At 62.0% G+C, this 18,290-nt stretch carries 19 protein-coding genes and 1 pseudogene; 2 read left to right on the top strand and 18 right to left on the bottom strand.

The window, feature by feature from the left end; translation table 11 throughout:
- Window positions 1-62: 62 nt before the first annotated feature.
- The 9 genes from ASF45_RS17880 to ASF45_RS17845 all read right to left on the bottom strand — a co-directional run bounded on the left by ASF45_RS17880 (window position 63) and on the right by ASF45_RS17845 (window position 9,320).
- Window positions 63-770: an autoinducer binding domain-containing protein gene (locus ASF45_RS17880; protein ID WP_063887713.1), complete on the bottom strand. Its 708-nt coding sequence runs from the start codon at window positions 768-770 to the stop codon at window positions 63-65.
- Window positions 771-1,088: 318 nt separating this feature from the next.
- Window positions 1,089-1,829, bottom strand: coding sequence for a hypothetical protein (locus ASF45_RS35440; RefSeq protein ID WP_156473077.1), 741 nt, complete (start codon window positions 1,827-1,829; stop codon window positions 1,089-1,091).
- A gap of 565 nt (window positions 1,830-2,394) precedes the next feature.
- On the bottom strand, window positions 2,395-3,339 hold the full coding sequence (locus ASF45_RS17875; RefSeq protein WP_156473076.1) for a hypothetical protein: 945 nt from the start codon (window positions 3,337-3,339) through the stop codon (window positions 2,395-2,397).
- An 8-nt stretch (window positions 3,340-3,347) separates the two neighbouring features.
- Complete coding sequence (locus ASF45_RS17870; protein ID WP_156473075.1) at window positions 3,348-4,295, bottom strand: hypothetical protein; 948 nt, start codon at window positions 4,293-4,295, stop codon at window positions 3,348-3,350.
- Window positions 4,296-4,718: 423 nt separating this feature from the next.
- Window positions 4,719-6,677 carry a protein-arginine deiminase family protein gene (locus ASF45_RS17865; protein WP_056665489.1) on the bottom strand — a complete coding sequence of 653 codons (1,959 nt, stop codon included), beginning with the start codon at window positions 6,675-6,677 and terminating at the stop codon, window positions 4,719-4,721.
- A gap of 28 nt (window positions 6,678-6,705) precedes the next feature.
- Window positions 6,706-7,740 (bottom strand): serine protease, encoded by a 1,035-nt coding sequence (locus ASF45_RS17860; RefSeq protein WP_056665485.1) that lies wholly within the window; start codon window positions 7,738-7,740, stop codon window positions 6,706-6,708.
- A gap of 179 nt (window positions 7,741-7,919) precedes the next feature.
- Window positions 7,920-8,504, bottom strand: coding sequence for a hypothetical protein (locus ASF45_RS17855; RefSeq protein WP_056665482.1), 585 nt, complete (start codon window positions 8,502-8,504; stop codon window positions 7,920-7,922).
- A gap of 46 nt (window positions 8,505-8,550) precedes the next feature.
- Complete coding sequence (locus tag ASF45_RS17850; RefSeq protein WP_056665479.1) at window positions 8,551-8,985, bottom strand: very short patch repair endonuclease; 435 nt, start codon at window positions 8,983-8,985, stop codon at window positions 8,551-8,553.
- Window positions 8,986-8,987: 2 nt separating this feature from the next.
- Window positions 8,988-9,320 (bottom strand): hypothetical protein, encoded by a 333-nt coding sequence (locus ASF45_RS17845; protein WP_156473074.1) that lies wholly within the window; start codon window positions 9,318-9,320, stop codon window positions 8,988-8,990.
- A 116-nt stretch (window positions 9,321-9,436) separates the two neighbouring features.
- Between ASF45_RS17845 and ASF45_RS17840 the strand changes: the two genes are divergently transcribed.
- Complete coding sequence (locus tag ASF45_RS17840) at window positions 9,437-9,907, top strand: response regulator (RefSeq protein ID WP_056665473.1); 471 nt, start codon at window positions 9,437-9,439, stop codon at window positions 9,905-9,907.
- Window positions 9,908-9,945: 38 nt separating this feature from the next.
- Here the strand turns inward: ASF45_RS17840 and ASF45_RS17835 are convergent, their stop codons facing one another.
- The 8 genes and pseudogenes from ASF45_RS17835 to ASF45_RS17800 all read right to left on the bottom strand — a co-directional run bounded on the left by ASF45_RS17835 (window position 9,946) and on the right by ASF45_RS17800 (window position 16,586).
- A complete protein-coding gene (locus ASF45_RS17835; RefSeq protein ID WP_056665469.1) occupies window positions 9,946-11,067 on the bottom strand; it encodes a PAS domain-containing sensor histidine kinase in 1,122 nt (373 codons plus the stop codon).
- A complete protein-coding gene (locus tag ASF45_RS17830) occupies window positions 11,067-11,870 on the bottom strand; it encodes an alpha/beta fold hydrolase (protein ID WP_056665465.1) in 804 nt (267 codons plus the stop codon). The genes ASF45_RS17835 and ASF45_RS17830 overlap by 1 nt, the downstream gene beginning before the upstream one ends.
- 139 nt (window positions 11,871-12,009) lie before the next feature.
- Window positions 12,010-13,563 (bottom strand): annotated as a pseudogene (locus tag ASF45_RS17825) (IS66 family transposase); the annotation flags it as partial.
- Between the two features lie 63 nt (window positions 13,564-13,626).
- Window positions 13,627-14,010 carry an IS66 family insertion sequence element accessory protein TnpB gene (tnpB, locus tag ASF45_RS17820; RefSeq protein ID WP_156473073.1) on the bottom strand — a complete coding sequence of 128 codons (384 nt, stop codon included), beginning with the start codon at window positions 14,008-14,010 and terminating at the stop codon, window positions 13,627-13,629.
- Complete coding sequence (locus tag ASF45_RS17815) at window positions 13,953-14,303, bottom strand: transposase (protein ID WP_056665459.1); 351 nt, start codon at window positions 14,301-14,303, stop codon at window positions 13,953-13,955. The genes tnpB and ASF45_RS17815 overlap by 58 nt, the downstream gene beginning before the upstream one ends.
- A gap of 119 nt (window positions 14,304-14,422) precedes the next feature.
- Window positions 14,423-14,773 carry a hypothetical protein gene (locus tag ASF45_RS17810; RefSeq protein WP_056665454.1) on the bottom strand — a complete coding sequence of 117 codons (351 nt, stop codon included), beginning with the start codon at window positions 14,771-14,773 and terminating at the stop codon, window positions 14,423-14,425.
- A 943-nt stretch (window positions 14,774-15,716) separates the two neighbouring features.
- Window positions 15,717-15,977: a hypothetical protein gene (locus ASF45_RS17805; protein WP_156473072.1), complete on the bottom strand. Its 261-nt coding sequence runs from the start codon at window positions 15,975-15,977 to the stop codon at window positions 15,717-15,719.
- A gap of 48 nt (window positions 15,978-16,025) precedes the next feature.
- On the bottom strand, window positions 16,026-16,586 hold the full coding sequence (locus ASF45_RS17800) for a hypothetical protein (protein WP_156473071.1): 561 nt from the start codon (window positions 16,584-16,586) through the stop codon (window positions 16,026-16,028).
- Between the two features lie 27 nt (window positions 16,587-16,613).
- Here ASF45_RS17800 and ASF45_RS17795 point away from each other — a divergent pair, with 27 nt between their 5' ends.
- The gene (locus ASF45_RS17795) at window positions 16,614-17,654 is read left to right on the top strand and encodes an IS30 family transposase (protein WP_056665446.1); all 1,041 of its coding nucleotides are present in this window, start codon (window positions 16,614-16,616) and stop codon (window positions 17,652-17,654) included.
- Window positions 17,655-17,718: 64 nt separating this feature from the next.
- On the opposite strand, the gene ASF45_RS17790 is transcribed toward ASF45_RS17795, so the two are convergent.
- Window positions 17,719-18,180, bottom strand: coding sequence for a hypothetical protein (locus ASF45_RS17790; RefSeq protein WP_056665443.1), 462 nt, complete (start codon window positions 18,178-18,180; stop codon window positions 17,719-17,721).
- Window positions 18,181-18,290: the final 110 nt, after the last annotated feature.

Genomic DNA, 18,290 nt, shown 5'->3' with positions numbered 1-18,290 from the left:
CTACCAGAAACAACAGGTGGACGAAGCGGGGAAGGCCGGTCGACTGAGCTTTCCCGCCGCGATCAGTCCAAGAGCCGCATGAGCAGGGCCCTTGCGACGGTTGCGGTCTTGCCTGAAGTGCCGAGCTTGGCGGTGGCGTTCTTGACGTGAAAATTCACAGTGTCGGCTTTGACGCGAAGTGCCGCGGCCGTTTGAGCTGACGTGGCCCCATCAGCGGCCCAACGCAGCACGTCTTTCTCGCGGCCGGTGAGTTCGACGATTTGCTCCGAGCGGCTTCCCAAGCGCTGCTGGAACGCCAGGTGGGCCATGTGCCCAAGTTGCTGGATGCGCAGCAGTTTTTCCTTGATCTCGGACGCCGTGATCGGCTCCGAAGAGCGAGAGACCGTGATCATGGTGCCCAGGCCGACAGCGTCCAGGCTTGACTGGGCCCATCCATGGCGCAGGCCAGCCGATTGGGCTTCGCTCCACAACTCCGGAGCATCGCGAAAGACCTCGTCGCTCCAGATCTGCGGGGCCTCGCTCAGTGCGCCGTTGCGAACCGTCGGATCCGAGCCGAGGTAGCCGGCGGACACGTACCGCGTTCGCCAAGCCCGAGGCTGGCTGCTCATCATGAACGTCCGCGGCCGGCTCACCGGCGCCGCGAGTCGCATGCCGACGGCACAGTGCTCGAAGCCAAGTGTCTTCGCAGAGGCGTCGATGACGTCGAACAGCGCTTGGGTGTCGGTTGCGCGCTCGACCGATTGAACAAGATCCCAGGCCCAACTGCTCACCATTCCTCCTCATGTCGGATCGCCCGAATTGGGCGGGGCGAATGTAGCGTCGAATTCGCGACCGCAATGCCATCATGGTCGGGCACATTTACTCAAGAGTGCGTAGATGGGAAACACTTTTGACCAAGGGAGTTTTCGTGCTTTGTCGGAGGGCGTTGAACGACCAACAGCTCTTCATAAGATTTCTGAAGAGGAGCGCCGCATCCTGGGGGACGGCGGCGGTTGTGCTAGGCGGTTGGCCGCGAGTGGTCGCACCGATGCGAGAGGTAAGGCCGCTAGTGGATAGCGACCTCACCGGCTTTCTTACTCGCGTGGTCTTCAATAGATGTAGATCACCCCGAACCTCGATGTCGTCTGGTGTTCGGACGTGGCCGACGCGTTGACGCCGCGGCCACCGGTGTTGGCCAGACCAGGGTTCATGTAGCAGAGGGCGGAGGTATAGGCCGATGCGGTGGGACGACCGATGCTGCCCGTTGCGGAACTCCATCCCCAGCAACCTGGAATCGCAGCAGAGAACTGAACGGTCAACGTGCCACCGGATGGCGTGGAAAAGTCCACGCCCGCAGCTGCTTCCACGTAATTCCAAGAGCCCGCCGGTGCCGAAGCACCGTAGAACAAATCCAGCACGGGACGATAGTCCCATTGATCACCCGGAAGACTTTGCGGGGTAACGTTGGGCGTCACACGGGAGTCCACTTGCGGAGCCTTCGTGGAATGATCCGGTCCACCGCAAAACAGTGGAATGGTCATGTCGCCACCAACGATCACGATGCCTTCCGTCGCGGGTGGAAAGCGTCCGGCGGAGGCGCAGATACTCCGATTCAGTTCTTTCGCGGGATCGCTCTGCATGCGGGTGTCGTACAAATACTTGCCGTCTGGCATGTTGATCAGTTTGAGTTCGACTCTTCCTTTCAAGCCGACCGCCGATGCGTCCACGCTGCGGTACGTGAACGTCTGCCCGTCCTTTGTTTGCTCGCGGTTCTGAACCTGGAAGTCCTTGGCTTGCGCCGTCGAAGCAAGCGAAGAAAAGAGGATGGCGAAGCCCAACATCACACGCATAAAATTCTCCTGAATAAATAGGAATCATTACGTTCTGTGTGTTGAATTTAGCAGGCTTTGAATCGAGTTTTCCACGATGGTCGTCGTTGCTGTAGTTTCTGGTAGGTGCGTATGGATCACCATCGCTGTCGCGTATGGGGAGGGCGCGGCATTGAATGAGTACCCGGCTTTACTCGCATCGCGTCCGACAAAAGACGAACGTGTGCCGCGCCGTGGAACCAGGCAGCCCGCTGCGGATTTGGCACGAGGACTGTCAAGCAACTTGGGGACGTCAACGCAGCGGCATCAGAGCTGCTGAAGAGTTCTTGGCGGCACCACCATCGTCAGGATGCTCGAGCACAACGACGACTGGTGGTCGACCGAAGCCACATGACGATCGATGCCCTGCGGGCACTGATCGAGACCCCGCCCATTCAGCCGTGCTCAGTTGCGTAAGTACTTCTCGTCGTTCTGCTGAAACGGTTTCCTGCTTGCCTCGAAACCTTCACATCTGGTCTCGGCCTCGTTCTTGGATGTCAGCACGCGAACAAAGCTAGCGGGAAACTAGGCGTCTCGCAGCGAACGTTCAAAGCGGTTGCAGCTGCAGTAGAGAGAAGACGCGATCGATGGAATGCGCGAGTGCGTATTCCGCGGTCGGACCGACTCCATCTTCTCCCGCGAAGAGAAGTGCCACCGCCCGGTTCTTGGAGTCCACCCAGATTGCTCCTGAATCGCCCTCCAGGCTGATCTCGGCTTCGGGGAATCTGGCGTCGCGCCGAATCATCACCCCGTCCATTTGACGCGCCGCATCTCCGCGCCCGCTGTAATCAAGTACGTAAGAGCCGTTCACGCCGTCGACCACGCCATGCGTGGCTCGAGTCAGAGCGCCGAATTTGATTAGGGACATCCCGGTACGCGGCGGGGCCGCGCCTTTGACGGCGACCGCCGTTCCGAACAAGTTGTTCGTCGCGTTGGTGGCCGGATCCAAGATTCCGATGGCGGCGTCGTAGCCCGTGCTCAGCGGTAGCCAGCGTGTCAGATGGGCCACTGGACGAGGGGCCGCATTGCCGATGTGATGTGGGCCCGGCTGTACGAGCACGTCTCCAGCGCGAGCCTGAACGTTTCCGCAAAGCACGTGCCAATTGCTGAGGATGACCGGCTTTCCGCTCACCATGTCGCGCACGATGAGACCAACCGTGCCGGTGCTGCCGCGCTGCAAGTTGCCAACGCTCACTCCAAGCTGCACGGGGTTGCAGATGGCTTGGGGCGACGACAGCAGGTCGTAGCTTGCCTGGATCACGTCGCACGGAAGGCCATCAACTGAGGTGGGAAGCACCTCCGAGGCCGGGACTTCCTCGATCGGTCGCTTGAGCTTGACGTGAAACCGCGCGCCGAGGCGCCGGGTCCGCTGGCCTCCCTTGTAGATGTATCCGTAGTCCACGCCTGTGATGCCGGGATACCTTTGGGCGAGGCGGAGGATGCTTGCCCTTGCTGCCGTCCATGCAGCACCGGCAGCGTTCGCGCGTGCCATGTTTGGGCCTACTTGAGCTTTTCTTTGAGGACTTCGCTGATCATCGGGCCGATCGCTGCTTTGATGGCGCTCAGTTCGCTCGTCGCGGCGTCGAAGTCGATTCCAGTTTCTCCTTTTTCCGTCACGCCGATGCCGACCGCCAACGTTCCGGTGCCGGGCACCAACGGGATGGGGTCCGAGGCAGGGCATTCTTTCGTACAGCCCACGTTGTCCGGACGAATGGCATTGCTCAGAACCATGCCGGGCACCGTGACGGCCGCTTCGCCAACCTGTGCGAACGCAGGCAGCTTGTTGTCCTGGATGCCGATGGCGCGCACCGACACCGCGAACGACGTCGAGATCTTCGGTTTGTCGGCCTTCCGCGTCACGGCGACGGCCGACCGTGCTGCGGCATACGTTGGGCGGAACGTGAACGCTTCGACGGTTTGGCCAGGGACAAGCTCCTTTGGCGCCCGGCTCAGTGCGAGTACCGCGACGAACTGTGGAACGGCATCGTCGTCTGTGGTGCGGGTGACGACGAAGCAGTGGCCGCCACTTACGGCGGCCGACAACCCGTCCGCCCGAAGGACGGCGCGGGCGTGGTAGGACTTTTCAGACGACTCCTTCAGAGCCTCCAAATCGCGAGCCTGCTTGTCCACGTAGAGATCAAACAGCAACTTGCCCACGACGGGAACGATCACCGCCGCCAGCGATTGGATGCTCGCACCTGTGGGCTTGCAACCGTCCAAGGCATCCTTAAGCTTGGGGAACGCCTGGAGCGTTGCGGCTTTAAGGTATTGCTCGTCTTTCGGAACCACTGCTGCGTGGTGCAGATAGAGCATGACGGTGCCCTTGCCCTGACCACTGAGTTCGTCTGGCGCGAAATTTCGAACGGATGTGGTGACGCAGCCCTGCATGCTGCTGACGAGAACAGAGCCAGCAACCAGCGAGATGCCTGCTCGTGCGAGTCGATGCATAGATGCCCTTTGTTGTTCCATGTGGCCATAACGTATCAGCCGACTTCGGACACGGCATCCTTAGGATTGGGGATGCGGCGATCGTTCGCCACGGGCGCACAAGGTGCAGCTCTCAACGCCCGCGTGTTGCCGTCGGGCGAACACCGAGCGGGCCCAGCGCCAAAGGCACGGCCATCTAAGCGGGGCCGCATCCCGCGCGCTCGTGAATCCGTCTGGCTTGGATGGCGTGCTGTCTTGAGCCTGTAGGGCCAGCAGCTGGCGATGCGGGGTCCCGTTGCACCGCACGCCCAAGAGGCTTGCCGCACCGGGGAGCCGCAAGCATGGCGACGTGGGTTCGGCTCCACAACCGCGAGATCCGTCCGATTTTCAAACCACGATCGGAGAGCCTGATTCGGCGAACCGTATTGCGCGCGGTCCGGATCGTTAGAACTTCAACTCCTTGATGTCGTAACCGCCCTCGGGTTTGACGCTCCACCATTTCGAAGCCGAGAACGGTCGGCGCAACGCGTTGGTGCCGCAGTGCACTTCACCCGACATCTCGTGGTACGAGTACCAGTCGTCGATGAACACCACGCGTCGGCCAGGCAACGCGCTCTTGAATGCTTTCTCGAAAGCGCATTCGCCGTCCACCACCGGCCCGTAGGGTTTTGGCACGATGCTGGTGGTACCCACCACCAAGTGGTTGACCATATCCGGGAAGTACGCCAAGGTCCGTCTGAGCGATCCGTCCGGACGCGCCGCCGATCGAAACGCCACGGGAATCTGCACGAAGTCCGCCGAGACAAGACCAAGTTCGCGTTCAAGAATGACGCGGTTCTCGTCCATCACGGTCTGGTAGTGCTCGTTGGCCTTCCAAAACGGCGCGTCATCGAGCATTTCGGTGACGGTGCATTGCGCGTCCGCGCCATCGCGTGTTTTGCCCTCGAACAGGATGGCGTCTCCGTGCCCGCCGTGGTGCAGGTCCAGCAGCACCGCCTTGGTTTTTGCCGGGCTTGCAAGCAAGCAGCGAAACCCTTTCGGGGCCGCTTCGTCGGGTACGAAGCAGACGATCTCGTCGACGTGAGCGACGGCCAGCCAGTCCGTGTACAGCTCGAACGGGAACTGAACCCTTTGCGAGTAAAGGAACTGCCGTACCTCGGCCATCATCTGACGTGAGTCGTGCGCCAAATCGTTGTCTCGTCGGCCTCCGACGATCACCCTGCCAAGTGGATAGTTTTTCCCACCGACGGTGACCGGCGGGGATACCTCAAGGTTTCCGAACGAATCGAGAGAGCCGGGCACGCCACCGCCGACCACGAAATGGCCGAAGTCCGCGCCAAGCATCTTGGCTTCCGGGTACGAGTCCAAACCCCGATCGCGGGGGCTGTCGAAGACGACGGGAATGGTCCCGCGATGGGTTTGCGAGTAGCCGATTTCGATCTCGTCTTGGATCCACCGATCGTCTCGATGATCTCCCGCTTCGATGATCTCGAGGGTCAGCTTTTCGGCCTCGACCGCCGCTTTCAATCCGGCCAGGAACTCGGCGTTGTTGTTCTTGCCGTGCGCGACGCGCGTGGTGTAGATCTTTACGGCCGGCTGGGTGTTCGGCGTCATGATCCATGGCGCGACGCGCAGCATGACACGATCGGCCGCGATCACGCGCTCCGCGGCCCCGACCTCTTGCACCAACTCGAGATTGAAGATGACAAGTCCCTCGAAGTAGGGGCCCGGGTACGCATGGGCCGCGAGATAGAGGGTCTCTCCGCTTGGGTGTACGGTCGCGGCGGTGACGAGTTGTTGAGGTGCTTCGCCGGGCAGCCGGCCGATCACCTTCTCGTAGGTATCGCCTCTCCATCGAAGCAGCGACATGTTCAGTGCCGCTTCGGGAGCAGTGGAAAGCCTCAGGCTCACGCCGGGGGGCAGTGCGTCGACGCCAAGGGGGCGGACCACGATCGGCTCCCTTTCATCCAGCGTCTCGGAGGTGACGTCGCGGTCGTTGTCCACCAGCACCATTGCACCGCGACCGTTCTCGCCCCAAATCCAATTGGCTTTTCCTTCTTCGTTCAGCCCTACGGCGCCGTCGCGGTCCGCATCGCAGTCGAGGTGCACGTGGGCGACCAGCACGCCGATGTCCAAGCGTTCGGGCTCGTCGACGCGCAGTTCAAGATGGACGTTGAAAAGCCCCTTTTCACCGGTTGGCGTTTGGAGCAGGATGGTCGAATCGAACAGCTTCGACACGGCCAACGGCTCGTCCTGTCGCAGCGTCAACAGGCTCCCGGTCACCGCATCCCAGCCGGCGACCTGCAGGCCGTCGCTGGACCGAAGCGTCACGGTGCCGCGCTGGACGCCGAGACGGATTTCACGGGTGGCGCCTTCGATGGGCGCGATGGTGACCATGTGCATGAGGTTCCTTTCGATGATTCCGAAGCGGCTAGCTGGCAAGAAACTCGGCGACGGGGGCGATTCGCACGCAGTCTTCCCCGCTGCAACCACTGAGAGGGCAGATCAAGGACGCATAGCAGTCTCCAAGCGGAACAAAGTCCGCGTCGCCGCGCGCGAGGATGCCTTCGACCTCGTGGGTCAGGGCGTTGAAGACGGGAGATCCAGAGTTTCCTCCGTACGTGTCCAGGTTGGCCACGAAATGCGTGGGAGGCGTGTTGTCCCTTATTTCCGCGTTCCCCGCGATCTTCTTGGGCAGCCCTGACGGATGCCCGATGACGTAAAGCGGGGTGAGGTCGGGGGGCCGCGAGTTCCTCGCGAGTTGGAGGAACGAACGATCGTTGACCGATCGATCAAGGCGCACCAGCGCCCAGTCCGTCCCGTCGTCGTCGAACGCTCCCGCGAGGTACTGGCCCAAGCCATACATCTGATCGGTCCGGAAGGTCGTAGGAGCGATCCTGTCGGCGCCCGTTTCGAAGTCGAACACCACGCAGCGTGTCCCGAGATTGCCCGCGTTGAGGCAGTGATGAGCCGTTGCGATGATGTCGGGGGCGACAAGGAAGGCGGAGCCAACGGCTGCGCTCGGTTGCGTGCGAAACGCCTCCCTTTGGCACAACACCTTGCCCGCCATCGCGTACCGTTGTTCCAGGGTGCGGCCGCCGATGCTGACCGATCCGCCGGCCGTGGCGATCAGGTTGCGTCGCTCCACGATGGCGGCCACCGACCGTGCGCGGAGCCGGCGTGCGGCGTCCAAGCAGTCGGCTACCTCGACGCGGTCGTCCTCGCCATAGAGCGCCTTCTGCCGTCCTCGAATCTCCGAGTAGATCTCCAGAGAGGGCACATCGATCAGAGAACCTTCGGTCGCGCCGAACGGGCTATCGAGGGGCAAGACATGGGGAAAATGCTCCAGCACACGCGCTCTCGCGCGGGCCCCTCCCTCGACGGCCCGTTCCACGAGCACCTGAGCGCGCGCATGGCGCACTTCCAAGATGCCACGCAGTTGTTCGACCGTCAGATTTTCCAGCATCACGCGCTCTCGGCAGCAGGCACAAGGCGCCGAGTGTGCGATACAACCGGCCGGATTCCTTCCACAGTTTGAAGGATGCAAGCGCCGCCGACGGTGGCTTGAGCGCGCTGGACCAACCCCTCACGTCGGTCGCCATCTGGGCCGTCTTTACCCCGGCAAGGTCGAACGCGGCGCCGCGTTCAGGGGTTCAAGCCCTCGGCCGTGTCGGGCACGGGTGTGTGGTTGTTGGCCACTTTGTACCGACGTGGCCACGCGCGATCGCCGACTAGCAGAGACTTGTTGTCGATGATTTCCTGTTCCAGGTTGCGCAGGCTGTCGCCGTAGGCACCGAAGGCTTCAAGAACGTCTTTTTGCTCCACCTGCTCACCGCTTGCCAGACGATGAACGATCCATGAGATTCGGTTGTTGCAGCGGAACATGTGTTGATGCGCGGGACCGAGGAGCGGAAAGTACAAGCGCACGTACATGACTATCTTTTTGTGAAGGTCGAGGTGGTACGCCGAAGGTTCCAATCCTGCTGGTGACGTTTCCGCGCCATTTCGAAGCTTGGCGAAGATGGCCTGGTACCGCTGGATGTTGTCGCTCGCGGCCTGGTTCAAAAGGACGTAAATCTCTTCAAGCTTCTTCGCCAGAAGTTCCGCTCGCTGCCTTCGATTGAGGATCCATTGCGTGAGGACGACGACGGCGAGTGCGACGAACGCCGCCATGAACGCGGTCAGCAGGGAAACGAGTCCGGCCGGAGCCGAATGAAACCAGGCAAGCATCGGGTGGTGACCTGCGACCTCAAAAGCTACAGAGGCGGGGTTGAAACTAGGGTGAAGCGATCTCGCCTGCACCCGGCGAACGTTCCAAGAACTCTACGAGGCGCCGCTCAAGATCTTGAAAATGGCGAAGCTCGCATTCCCAGACGACGAGGACGTTCCAACCGGCATCGACTAGCGCCTGCAGATGCCGTTGGTCCCGCTCGACGTTCTTGCCAAGTTTGGCGGCCCAGAATTCAACGTTGGACTTCGGCTGCTTGTAGGCACCGCATCCGTGCTGATGCCACATGCAGCCGTGCACGAAGATCACGCGCCTGCGGCCTCGAAAGACGATGTCGGGACGCCCTGGCAGGTCCTTGCCGTGGAGTCGGTAGCGGTATCCAAGGCTCCACAGCAGCCGACGTACCTGGAGTTCGGGCGTGGTGTCTTTGCCACGGACCAGCGCCATGCGCTCGCTGCGCTGCTGAACCGTGAGGCTGTCCATGCTCAGCGAGCGATGACCTCAAGCCCGTACCTGTACCTAGTGGGCTCTTTGTACAGGATGACGCGGCCTGGGAAGATCGTGACCATCCAGCCCTCGGGCAGCGCGGGGATCACGCACTCGATCAAGATCTCCCGCAGGGTCATGTTCGAGCGGGGAACGTCGCACACGTGAGAGCGCTGATCGACGTGCCCCACGGTGTGCTTCACCGACTTTTTGTTCGTGCCGATGTCCGTCTCGTAGCGCAAGTCGTAAGGCAGTTGTTCCTTGAGGAGCAACAACAGCGCCAGGACGGTCAAAGCAATCGACCCGTCGAAGCGTCGTACGTGCTTGTGCATCGTCGTAACCGTCCGGCGAACTCGTCCCGGAGGGCTCGTTGCCAAGCATTCGCGCAGTGTCACTCCTGGCTATCAACCGTCGGGCGATGGCGAGATGTCGTAGCTACACTCGCGCCATGTCCTTGTCCATCGCCACACCCGGGCCCAAGCCGATCCTGGTTGTGGAAGACGATCCCAATGACCTGGAGTTCATCCTCTTGGCCTTGGACCATGCAGAGTTTTTGGGCGAAGTCGTCGTGGCCCGAGACGGGGTTGCGGCGCTGGACTACCTGTGCCGCAAGGGACTTCACGAAAGACGCGACGAAGGGAATCCTTCTGTGGTTCTGCTCGATGTGCGGCTGCCTAAGGTCGATGGATACGAGGTGCTCAGGGTCATGAGGAGCGAGGCGACGCTGAAAGCGGTGCCCGTCGTCATGATGACCTCATTGGCCGAGCCGCAGGACATGGACCGCGGCTACGAGTCCGGGGCCAATGCCTACGTCGTCAAGCCCATCGGCCTGCAGCAGTTCCATGCGACTGTTCAGAAACTCACGAAGTTCTGGGCGCAGCTGAACATTTCGCCGTCGGTCAAGCCAACGCGCTTGTAGCTACACGCTGCCAGCAATCATGCAGGCAAATTCCAGCCCTAAGAGAGAGGGAAGTAAGCCGTGAAGGTGGTACCTGCAACATCCGACTGCACGGTTACCTTGCCGCTATGCGCGCGCGCGATTTCGTTCACGATGAACAAGCCGAGGCCGATGCTGCGCGCAGCGCCCCCCGTGGTCCCACGCGAAAGAGGCTGAAACAGGCTGTCGCGGATGTCCTCAGGAATGGGCTCTCCAGAATTCGTCACTGACAGCGAGAACCCTGAGGAATCGACAGCCGAAATAACAGCGATTGGCTCGACATCGCTGCCGTACGCCACAGCGTTGGCAACCAGGTTGCCAACAAGTTGGCTCAGCCTGACCGCATCCGCCGAACAGTCGCCGTTGCCCTGAGCCACGTGCCTCAGTTGCTGCTTAGGAAAGGCTTGCGCCAGGTCGTCAACGCAAACGGCCATGACGGCGTGAATGTTGCAGGCCTGCCTGTTGATCGCGATCCCTTTGCCCAACTGCGCCGCAGTGAAGTCCAGCAGGTCAGCAATCAGCCTGTTGGAGTGCCCAACGGCCCGGGCAACCCGGTCCGCGATCTTCACTTGGTTCTCCGTAGGATTGCCGCGGCGAAGCAGTTCTGTGGACATCAGAATCAGGGCCAAGGGGTTGCGCAGGTCATGGCTGACGATGCCCATCATCTGCTCTGCAACGGCAGCCCGTGTGTTGGCCAACTCCTTGAGCTTGGTCGCCTCGGACACCAGGGCTTCGGTACGCTTGCGCGCATCAATCAGTTCGCGCTCGTACTTGTGCCGGTCGTGCGCCACGAAAGCGGCGATGTCGTGTCGCACGACACCGGCCGCAGTGCTGCGAATGGCGTTCAACACCATGGGCATGGTGTGCCCGTCGCGGTCCCGCACTTCCAGCTTGACCTCGGAGACGGAGCCCTGCATTTGGAGCAGAGGCGTCCAATGCGTCTGATGAAAAATCCTCGCACCGACGGTCAAGAGGTCTTGCAGGCGTACCTTGCCTATGAGCTCTTCAGCGGTGAAACCCACCCACCCGGCGAAGCGGTCGTTGACGCGGGTCACTGTGCCCCGCTCGTCGGTACGAAGAAGGCCGCAAGGCGCAGCTTGGAACAGCTCGTCGTGCTCGGAGTCGCCGGGCACCGTGTCCATCAAAAACCCTGTCGGGCCAGAAATGCGTCTACGGCGTCGGTGCTGGCGCTGGGTGCGCTCAAATGCGGGCAATGGCCCAGATTCGCGATGACCGTGAGAGTGCTGTCGGGAAGGACCGAATGCATGTACTCGCCTGCCGAAACCGGCGCGATGATGTCGTCGTCGCACTGCACGATGAGGGTGGGCGTCTTCAGCCGGGGAAGCTCCGCGCGGTGGTCGGACAGAAACGTCACGCGGGCGAAGTGCTTGGCGATGTCGGGATCGGTGCGGCAGAAGCTGTTGGTCAGCTCCACCCCAAGCTCCGGCTGCAACGGCGCGCCCATGATGGCCGGCGCCATGCTGCTCGACCAGCCCAAGTAGTTGCTCTCCAGCGTCTCGAGCAACCCGTCGATGTCAGCGCGGCTGAACCCACCGAAGTAGCTTCCATCGTTGATGTAGCACGGTGAAGGGCAGATCATGGCGTGCGCGCTGATGAGGCCTGGAAACTTCAGGTCGGCGAGCATGCCGATCATGCCGCTGACGGAGTGCCCGACAAAGATCACCGGGCCGCAAGAGAACTCCTTGATGACCTCCACCAAGTCGTCCGCATACCCTTGCAAGCTACCGTATTTCTCGGCGTCGTAGGCTCCAAGATCGGAGTTGCCACTGCCTGCCAAGTCGAACAAAACGCAGCGGAAGCGGTCTTTGTACGCCGGTTCCATGAGGCGCCACATGTTCTGGTCGCAGCCAAAACCATGTGCAAAAACCATCGTTGCCGGGCCCGAGCCCGTGATGTGGACGTTATTGCGCTGCTGAACCGACATCCTGACTCCGAGGGGCCAGACGCGGCCAGTGCCGAGATTGTAGGGGGCTGGCCTAAGGCCTGACAGTCGTCAGCAAGGCTGCGGCCGATGTTGAGAGTTGCTCGCAAGCGCCGGGCCAGCGTCGTTCCAGAACGTTTGACTTCCAGCGATACGGCAGCAGTTCGGCCAGCGCCGAAGCTGGCTGCGTTGGCAGGCGTTCTAGGACGTTCTTCAGATACGCAAAGGGTTCATGCCCATTGAGCCGGGCGGTGTGCAGCAAGCTCATGATGGCGGCGGCTCGTTGACCCGCGCGCAAGCTGCCGGCGAACAGCCAGTTCTTCCTGCCCAGCGCGGTGGGCCGGATCAGGTTCTCGATGCGGTTGTTGTCGGCCGCCAGGTAGGCGTCGGCAATGAAGCGCGTGAGCGCCACCCAGCGCTTGAGGCTGTAGTCGATGGCCCGGGCCGTCGCCGTGCCATCGGGCACCTTCTGGCGGTTGGCCAGCAGCCAAGCATGCAGCAATTCAGCTGCTGGCCTGGACTTGAGTTGGCGGATGCGTAGCCGTTCATCACGATCCAAGTCCTTGGTCTCGCGCTCGATGTCGTACAGAGCGCCGAACAGCTTGAGCGCTTGCTCGGCCAGCGTGCTGCTATGGTTGGCCCACAGCTCGTGGAACTTGCGCCGGGCGTGCGCCAGGCAACCGGCCTCGGTCACGCCAGCGTTCATGAGTTGCTTGTAGCCGGCGTACTCGTCGCAGATTAACGTGCCGCGCCACCCGCCGCTGCCGTCCTCAGAGATGCCCAGGAAGCGCCGCGCGTTGTGCCCGGCCCGGCTATCGGCGAAGTCGAAGACCACGGCGTTGATGTCGTCCCATGCCGTGGTGCAGTAGCTCCACAGGTACGCCCGGTGGGTCTTGCCATCGCGTTGGCTGGCCGGCTTGAGCATGGCCACCGGCGTCTCGTCGGCATGCAGCACGCGGCGGCCCAGCAGATCATCGCGCATAGCCTGCACCAGCGGCGCCAGTTCCACACCGATGGCGCCGATCCACTCGGCCTGCGTGGAGCGTGCCACGGCAAAGCCTGCGCGCCCGAGGACGGCTTCTTGGCGGTACAGCGGCTGGTGGTCGATGTACTTGGCAACCGCCACATGCGCCATCAGGCCGGCCGTGGCGAGTCCCTTGTCGATGACGCAGGCCGGTACAGCTGCTTGGACCAGCGTCTGGCATTTGGTGCAGGACCATTTGCCTCTCACGTGGCGCTCCACACTGAAGCGTCCAGGCTCGTAGTCGAGTTTCTCGGACACGTCTTCGCCTATGCGTTTCATCTGGCAGCCGCAACCCGGCGTCACGCAGATAGTCCTTTCGGGTTCGTGCTGGACGTCTCGGCGCGGCAGGTTGGCCGGCAACGCCTGGCGCTTGGGCGTGCGCTTCTCGCCTGGCTCCTTGGCCGGCAGCTGGAGCTTGCCGATCTTCCGGTCTAGCGCTTCCAAGTCCTCGTCGATGGCTTCCTCCAGCAGGCTCCTTTGCTCGGGACCGAAACGCTCCGACGTGGCGGCGAACTTCAGCCGCTTGAGCACGGCCACTTCGTGGGCCATCTTGGCGTTCAGAGCGCTGATGTGCTTGATCTGCGCTTGCTGCCTTTGGGCCAACGAACATACGTCGGCGAAGCTCATACCCGCGAAGGCTGGATCAATGACGTGGCCGTTGCTGCTGTTCATCACGACGGTGATGCTGCCAGCGCCACCCGCACAGCGCCATCAGCACTGTCCGCAATGGACGGCTCAGACCAGCGCGATCACACCGGCTTGGCCAATGCGTTGCCAGGGCAGGCCCAGCACCAGCGCCTCCAACTGCGCCCGAGTCAGGGCCAGCGTGCTGCCGTCCTTGGGCCAGACGAAGCGGCCCACGCTCAGCTGTCTGGCCGCCAGCCACACGCCAATGCCATCGTGCACCAATGCCTTCATGCGATTGGCCCGCCGGTTGGCAAACAGGTAGGCATGGTGGGGCCGCGCTTCGCCAAAGACCTTCACCACGCGGCCCAGCGCTGTCTGTGTGCCAACACGCATATCCATTGGCTCGCAGGCGAGCCAGATCGCATCCACCCGGATCACCGCAGCAACTCGCGGGTCCACGCGGCGAAATCCGCCGCTGCGCTGGGCGGCCAACTGACGCTCATCGTGACCGCGCCGCGGCGTAGCTCGACGCGGATGTCCGCTGGCGCTACTGCGGGCACTTCCGCCATGGCAAGCGGCAACGCGATGAATTCGCCTGTTGTAGCGGGCGCCTGCGCCTTGCCCTCACGAGCCTGTTGCCGCCAGCGGTGCACGACGTTGGCGTTGATGCCATGCGCCATGGCGACCTTGGCCACTGATGCCCCAGGCTTGCCGCACTCGGCGACAACCTGCGCCTTCACTGTCGCGCTGTACCGCCTGCGCGTGTCTGTCTTCTCGCTTGCCATCGTGTCCACCTAAGTTACGTGGACGTGATCCTTGCCGTTGCGCGCGGCGAATTCAAGATGAGTTGACCGGACGGTTACGCATCGTCGCCATGTTGTTTGGTTGACTTGCCAAGCCCGGCTCATGGAGCCTCGCTACCACCTCGGATCCAGTCATGGTCAGGGACTTGTAGCGATCTGACGGGTCCATCGGCCTGTGCTGCCATCTTCTGCTCGTACTGCGAACCCGAAAGCGCGAGCATTTGGATGGCCGACCTTGCCATTCGAAGCGCATGCACGGCATCCTCGGTGAAAGAGTCCTTGCGATGCCGCTCGATGTCGGGAGCGGCTCTCGCTTGGCTTGGATCTCCAAGGTCATGCAGCACGACGAAGCGGTGCGTTCCCGCGTAACGAAGATTTTTCTGGGCGCAAAGGATGCCGTTCTCCGCTTCGTAGTCGTCGGCCAGCTCGACGAGCGCGTAGAGAGCTGCCACGCCGTTGCGGATCGTCTGCTCAACTATGTCAATGAGCGGGCGTCCGCTGATTCCTTTTTGCCATGGTCTGCGCCACAGCTTGTGGGAATGGAATTCTTCATGTCTAAAACCCTTTGGCGAAGTGGAATTTGTTTGTGGCCTCCTGCGATTCGTCGGCGGCCAGTTTTCGCTTAGGCAAAGCTAGGCTTCCGTCCCTGGTGAGGGAATTGAATCTTGTCCACCTGGTCTTGCGTCCGCTAGCATCAAGTCATGGCTTCGAGTTCAACCGGTTCGGAACAACTGTCATCGCAAGCTGCCCTTCAGCAGGGGGAATGCTTTCCGCCTTCGTCAACCCGCTTTCTCAAGCTCAACCGACAACCGGTGGAAGCTCAACAAGGCTGGCGCCCGGCTCGCTTGAGGCTTTGCATGAGCTTGCGAGTCAGCGCGGAGAGATCCTTGCACGTCAGCTCGGAGTAAAGCCTGTCTAGCGTGGATGAAATCGCCAGCTCGATACGCGGCGCAACTCCTTCTGAACTGGTCGCTTGTGAACAAGCGCTTGGACAAGAAGGTCAATGCACGTGAGCTTGCGCGCTTCCCGAGACTTTCTACAAGTTGATGATCTTGGTTGACGCGGGACGGACGAGACGGCCGCGATCCAGCGAGGAGGGAAGATGCTCGAACTGGACCTCGGTTGACCCAGCCTCCGCCAACACGACCAAGGCATTCGCTCGGCGCGCTATGGAACGCGGCTCGCAAATCGGCGTCAGCGCCACGCGCAACGGGTTTTTGATAGAAAGCTTCCGCGCGGTCGAACATATGTAGCAATCGCAGCGTCCGTTGTTCTCCACGCTCGCGCGCGAGGGGTTTCAATGCCACCAAACCGGCGGTGCTCAGGCGCACAGAGCCATGAGCGCGAAGGTTTCCCGTCGCAAGCCACGTGGCGATCGCTAGCGACGGTTTGCAGCTACACGCCATCGGCGTGCTGCGACGCGGCGCGTCGCGCACGAACGGCGCGAGCAATGTCGTGTGCGCGCTTGTAGATGAAGTAGTCCACCTGGTCGTCGGCACAGAACCAGTCCAGCACCTGGTGGATGTAGTTCGGGTTCTGATCGAGCATTGCAGTGAACTCGGACCAGGCCTCTGCCATGGCGTGCATCTCAAGTAGCGCCACGCCCCTGAACTTCTCACGATAGCCTGGCGGCGGTGGTTCAAAGTGTCCTGCCATGGGATCAACCAATTCGGTGTGGTGGAGGAGGCGCTCGCATGTTCTGAGTCACCCTGCGTCGTCGATGCGCCTCGGCGAGTAGATCGCCGCCAGAAACTGCTTGCGCTCTTTGGGCGTCAGATCCGGAACTTGATCTCTGGTGGCCGGTCGCGATCCGCGCGCCCGCTTCGACGCGGGGCCGCTTGGCATCGGGACTCTTTCGTCGAGCGCCTCGGTCACCGCTGCAAGCAGCTCTTCGTCGTTCGATGGGCGTTCGGCGAAGCGCTCGTCGAGTGCGAGCAGCTCGCCGCCCAGCTCGTAAATGCGGTCGACCACCTCCATGTGAGGCCACGGTTGGCGGAGCGTCCACAGAAGCAGGGGCGTTGCACCACGCGACTTCACTGCTGCTGCCACCTCCAGGCAGCGGGGCATGGGCATGGCGAATGTGGGGACGAGAACCGTGTCACTGCGCCCCCCGATCGCCTTGGCAGACGGGCCAACACGGTACGGCGTGAGAAGACGATTTTTCATCAGCGCGAGCCTCTCCAGAACTCCGATCGTAGATTCGTCCGCGGTTTCGCGCCACGTGTGCAAGTTTTGAGGTCCGGCGGATTCAAGCGCGAAGTGCAACACTTTTCGCTTCTGCGGAGGAACTGCATGACAAGGACTTACAGCCAGCTGAGCGCGGAAGGGCGCGGAATGATCATGGCGATGAAGATGGAGGGCCACAGCGCTCGCGCAATAGCCTTGGGTCTTGAGCGAGCCCCCAGCACGATCACGCGCGAGTTGCGCCGCAATGGCTGGCGCCCCGAGGTCGAACAACCGTGGATGGGGCGTCCGCGCGTGGCTGGCGGCTACAACGCGCAGCGCGCAGGAGTTCGAGCGCGCCGGGTTCGTCAACAGGCCTGTCCTGAACGCAAGTTGCACCGCGCAGGGGCGTTGTGGGCACGTGTGCGCAGCCTTCTTGAGCGCAAGCTTTCGCCGGAACAGATTGCCGCTACGCTGCACAAAGAGCACCCGGAACAAGTCGCCTTGCAAGCCTCGCACGAGACCATCTACACCGCCATCTACGCTGCGCCCCGGGGCCAGCTGCGGCGCGAACTCGTGGCGCTTTTGCGCCAGGCCCGTGGTGCGCGCAGACCGCATGCGCGCGGAACTGGTCGCCGCGGCGCGCTGCAAGACATCGTCAGCATCCACGTGCGCCCGCCTGAGGCGAACGACAGGCTCATGCCTGGGCACTGGGAGGGCGATCTCATCAAGGGCGCGCGCAACCAGTCGGCAGTGGGCACGCTGGTGTGCCGAAAAACGCTGTTCGTCATGCTGGTCAAGGTCGACGGCAGCACTGCATTGGACGCACTGCATGGATTCGAGCAGGCGTTCTCGCCGCTGCCGCCCCAGGCGCGCAAGACGCTGACCTACGACCAGGGAAAGGAGATGGCGCTGCACAAGAAGCTCGCAGAGAGCACGGGGCTGAAGATCTACTTCGCCGACCCGCACAGTCCGTGGCAGCGCGGCATCTGTGAAAACACGAACGGTTTGATCCGGCAGTACTTGCCCAAGGGCACCGACCTGAGCGTGCACTCCCAACGCGAACTCGATCACATCGCCTGGGAGCTCAACACCCGACCTCGCAAGACGCTTGGCTGGTGCACGCCCGTTGAAGTTCTTTTCAAGGACCTTCATGGCAATGCAAGTTGAAACATCCAACTGTTGCACTTGGGCTTTGAAGCCGCCTCCTCTGCTCAACGGCGCGCCAACAAATTCACGCGTCCGTTCGACCCTCGAGGCGGATCTTCCCGAGGGACCACGGATCGCGTAGATGTTCAGACCGCCTGTGCATCTTGCAGAGCGGCGTGGGCATCAGGCGGTCGGGAGGCGCCGGGGTGCGACCACACACCAGGCATCGCGACGCGCACGAAGACTGGGCCGCTTCCACACACTGCTGAACGCTCTTCTTGCAACGATCCAGCTTCTCGAGCGCGCCATCGGTCCGCAGGTCGGAACGACGCTGCTCAAGGACGAAGTGGATGCGGCACTGCCCGAGCTTCTTCTTGATCTGAATGAACTGGAAAACGAACGACTGGTCTGCAACCAAGTCGTCGATTTCAGCGCACAGCGTGACGAGCGGCGGAACCCATCCTGCGTAGACGTCGAGCAGTTCCGGCGACTTGAACATCGACGGATAGCGCTTCAGCAGTGCACGGACCTGTTGCGCTTCTTCCATGCGGTAAGCCTTGGTGCTTGAGAGCGCCGTATGCAGCGTCTACTCGCGGGTTCGGCAGGGCCGGAACCGCCCGTTGCGCCACACGCCCACCGTGCGCGTGCCGTCTTCGG

The organism is Pseudorhodoferax sp. Leaf265, assembly GCF_001422365.1.
Taxonomy (GTDB): Bacteria; Pseudomonadota; Gammaproteobacteria; order Burkholderiales; family Burkholderiaceae_C; genus Pseudorhodoferax.
The sequence above is the reverse complement of the archived record's forward strand: the minus strand, read 5'-3'. Positions and strand labels throughout refer to the sequence as shown.

Coding starts and splice junctions, on each gene's coding strand:
- ASF45_RS17855 (WP_056665482.1), bottom strand. CDS start 8,504: ATGCTTGCCTGGTTTCATTCGGCTCCGGCCGGACTCGTTTCCCTGCTG.
- ASF45_RS17850 (WP_056665479.1), bottom strand. CDS start 8,985: ATGGACAGCCTCACGGTTCAGCAGCGCAGCGAGCGCATGGCGCTGGTC.
- ASF45_RS17875 (WP_156473076.1), bottom strand. CDS start 3,339: ATGGCACGCGCGAACGCTGCCGGTGCTGCATGGACGGCAGCAAGGGCA.
- ASF45_RS17815 (WP_056665459.1), bottom strand. CDS start 14,303: ATGGCAAGCGAGAAGACAGACACGCGCAGGCGGTACAGCGCGACAGTG.
- ASF45_RS17845 (WP_156473074.1), bottom strand. CDS start 9,320: ATGCACAAGCACGTACGACGCTTCGACGGGTCGATTGCTTTGACCGTC.
- ASF45_RS17860 (WP_056665485.1), bottom strand. CDS start 7,740: ATGCTGGAAAATCTGACGGTCGAACAACTGCGTGGCATCTTGGAAGTG.
- ASF45_RS17840 (WP_056665473.1), top strand. CDS start 9,437: ATGTCCTTGTCCATCGCCACACCCGGGCCCAAGCCGATCCTGGTTGTG.
- ASF45_RS17830 (WP_056665465.1), bottom strand. CDS start 11,870: ATGTCGGTTCAGCAGCGCAATAACGTCCACATCACGGGCTCGGGCCCG.
- ASF45_RS17805 (WP_156473072.1), bottom strand. CDS start 15,977: ATGGCAGGACACTTTGAACCACCGCCGCCAGGCTATCGTGAGAAGTTC.
- ASF45_RS17795 (WP_056665446.1), top strand. CDS start 16,614: ATGACAAGGACTTACAGCCAGCTGAGCGCGGAAGGGCGCGGAATGATC.
- ASF45_RS17790 (WP_056665443.1), bottom strand. CDS start 18,180: ATGGAAGAAGCGCAACAGGTCCGTGCACTGCTGAAGCGCTATCCGTCG.
- ASF45_RS17870 (WP_156473075.1), bottom strand. CDS start 4,295: ATGCATCGACTCGCACGAGCAGGCATCTCGCTGGTTGCTGGCTCTGTT.
- ASF45_RS17835 (WP_056665469.1), bottom strand. CDS start 11,067: ATGGACACGGTGCCCGGCGACTCCGAGCACGACGAGCTGTTCCAAGCT.
- ASF45_RS35440 (WP_156473077.1), bottom strand. CDS start 1,829: ATGCGTGTGATGTTGGGCTTCGCCATCCTCTTTTCTTCGCTTGCTTCG.
- ASF45_RS17865 (WP_056665489.1), bottom strand. CDS start 6,677: ATGCACATGGTCACCATCGCGCCCATCGAAGGCGCCACCCGTGAAATC.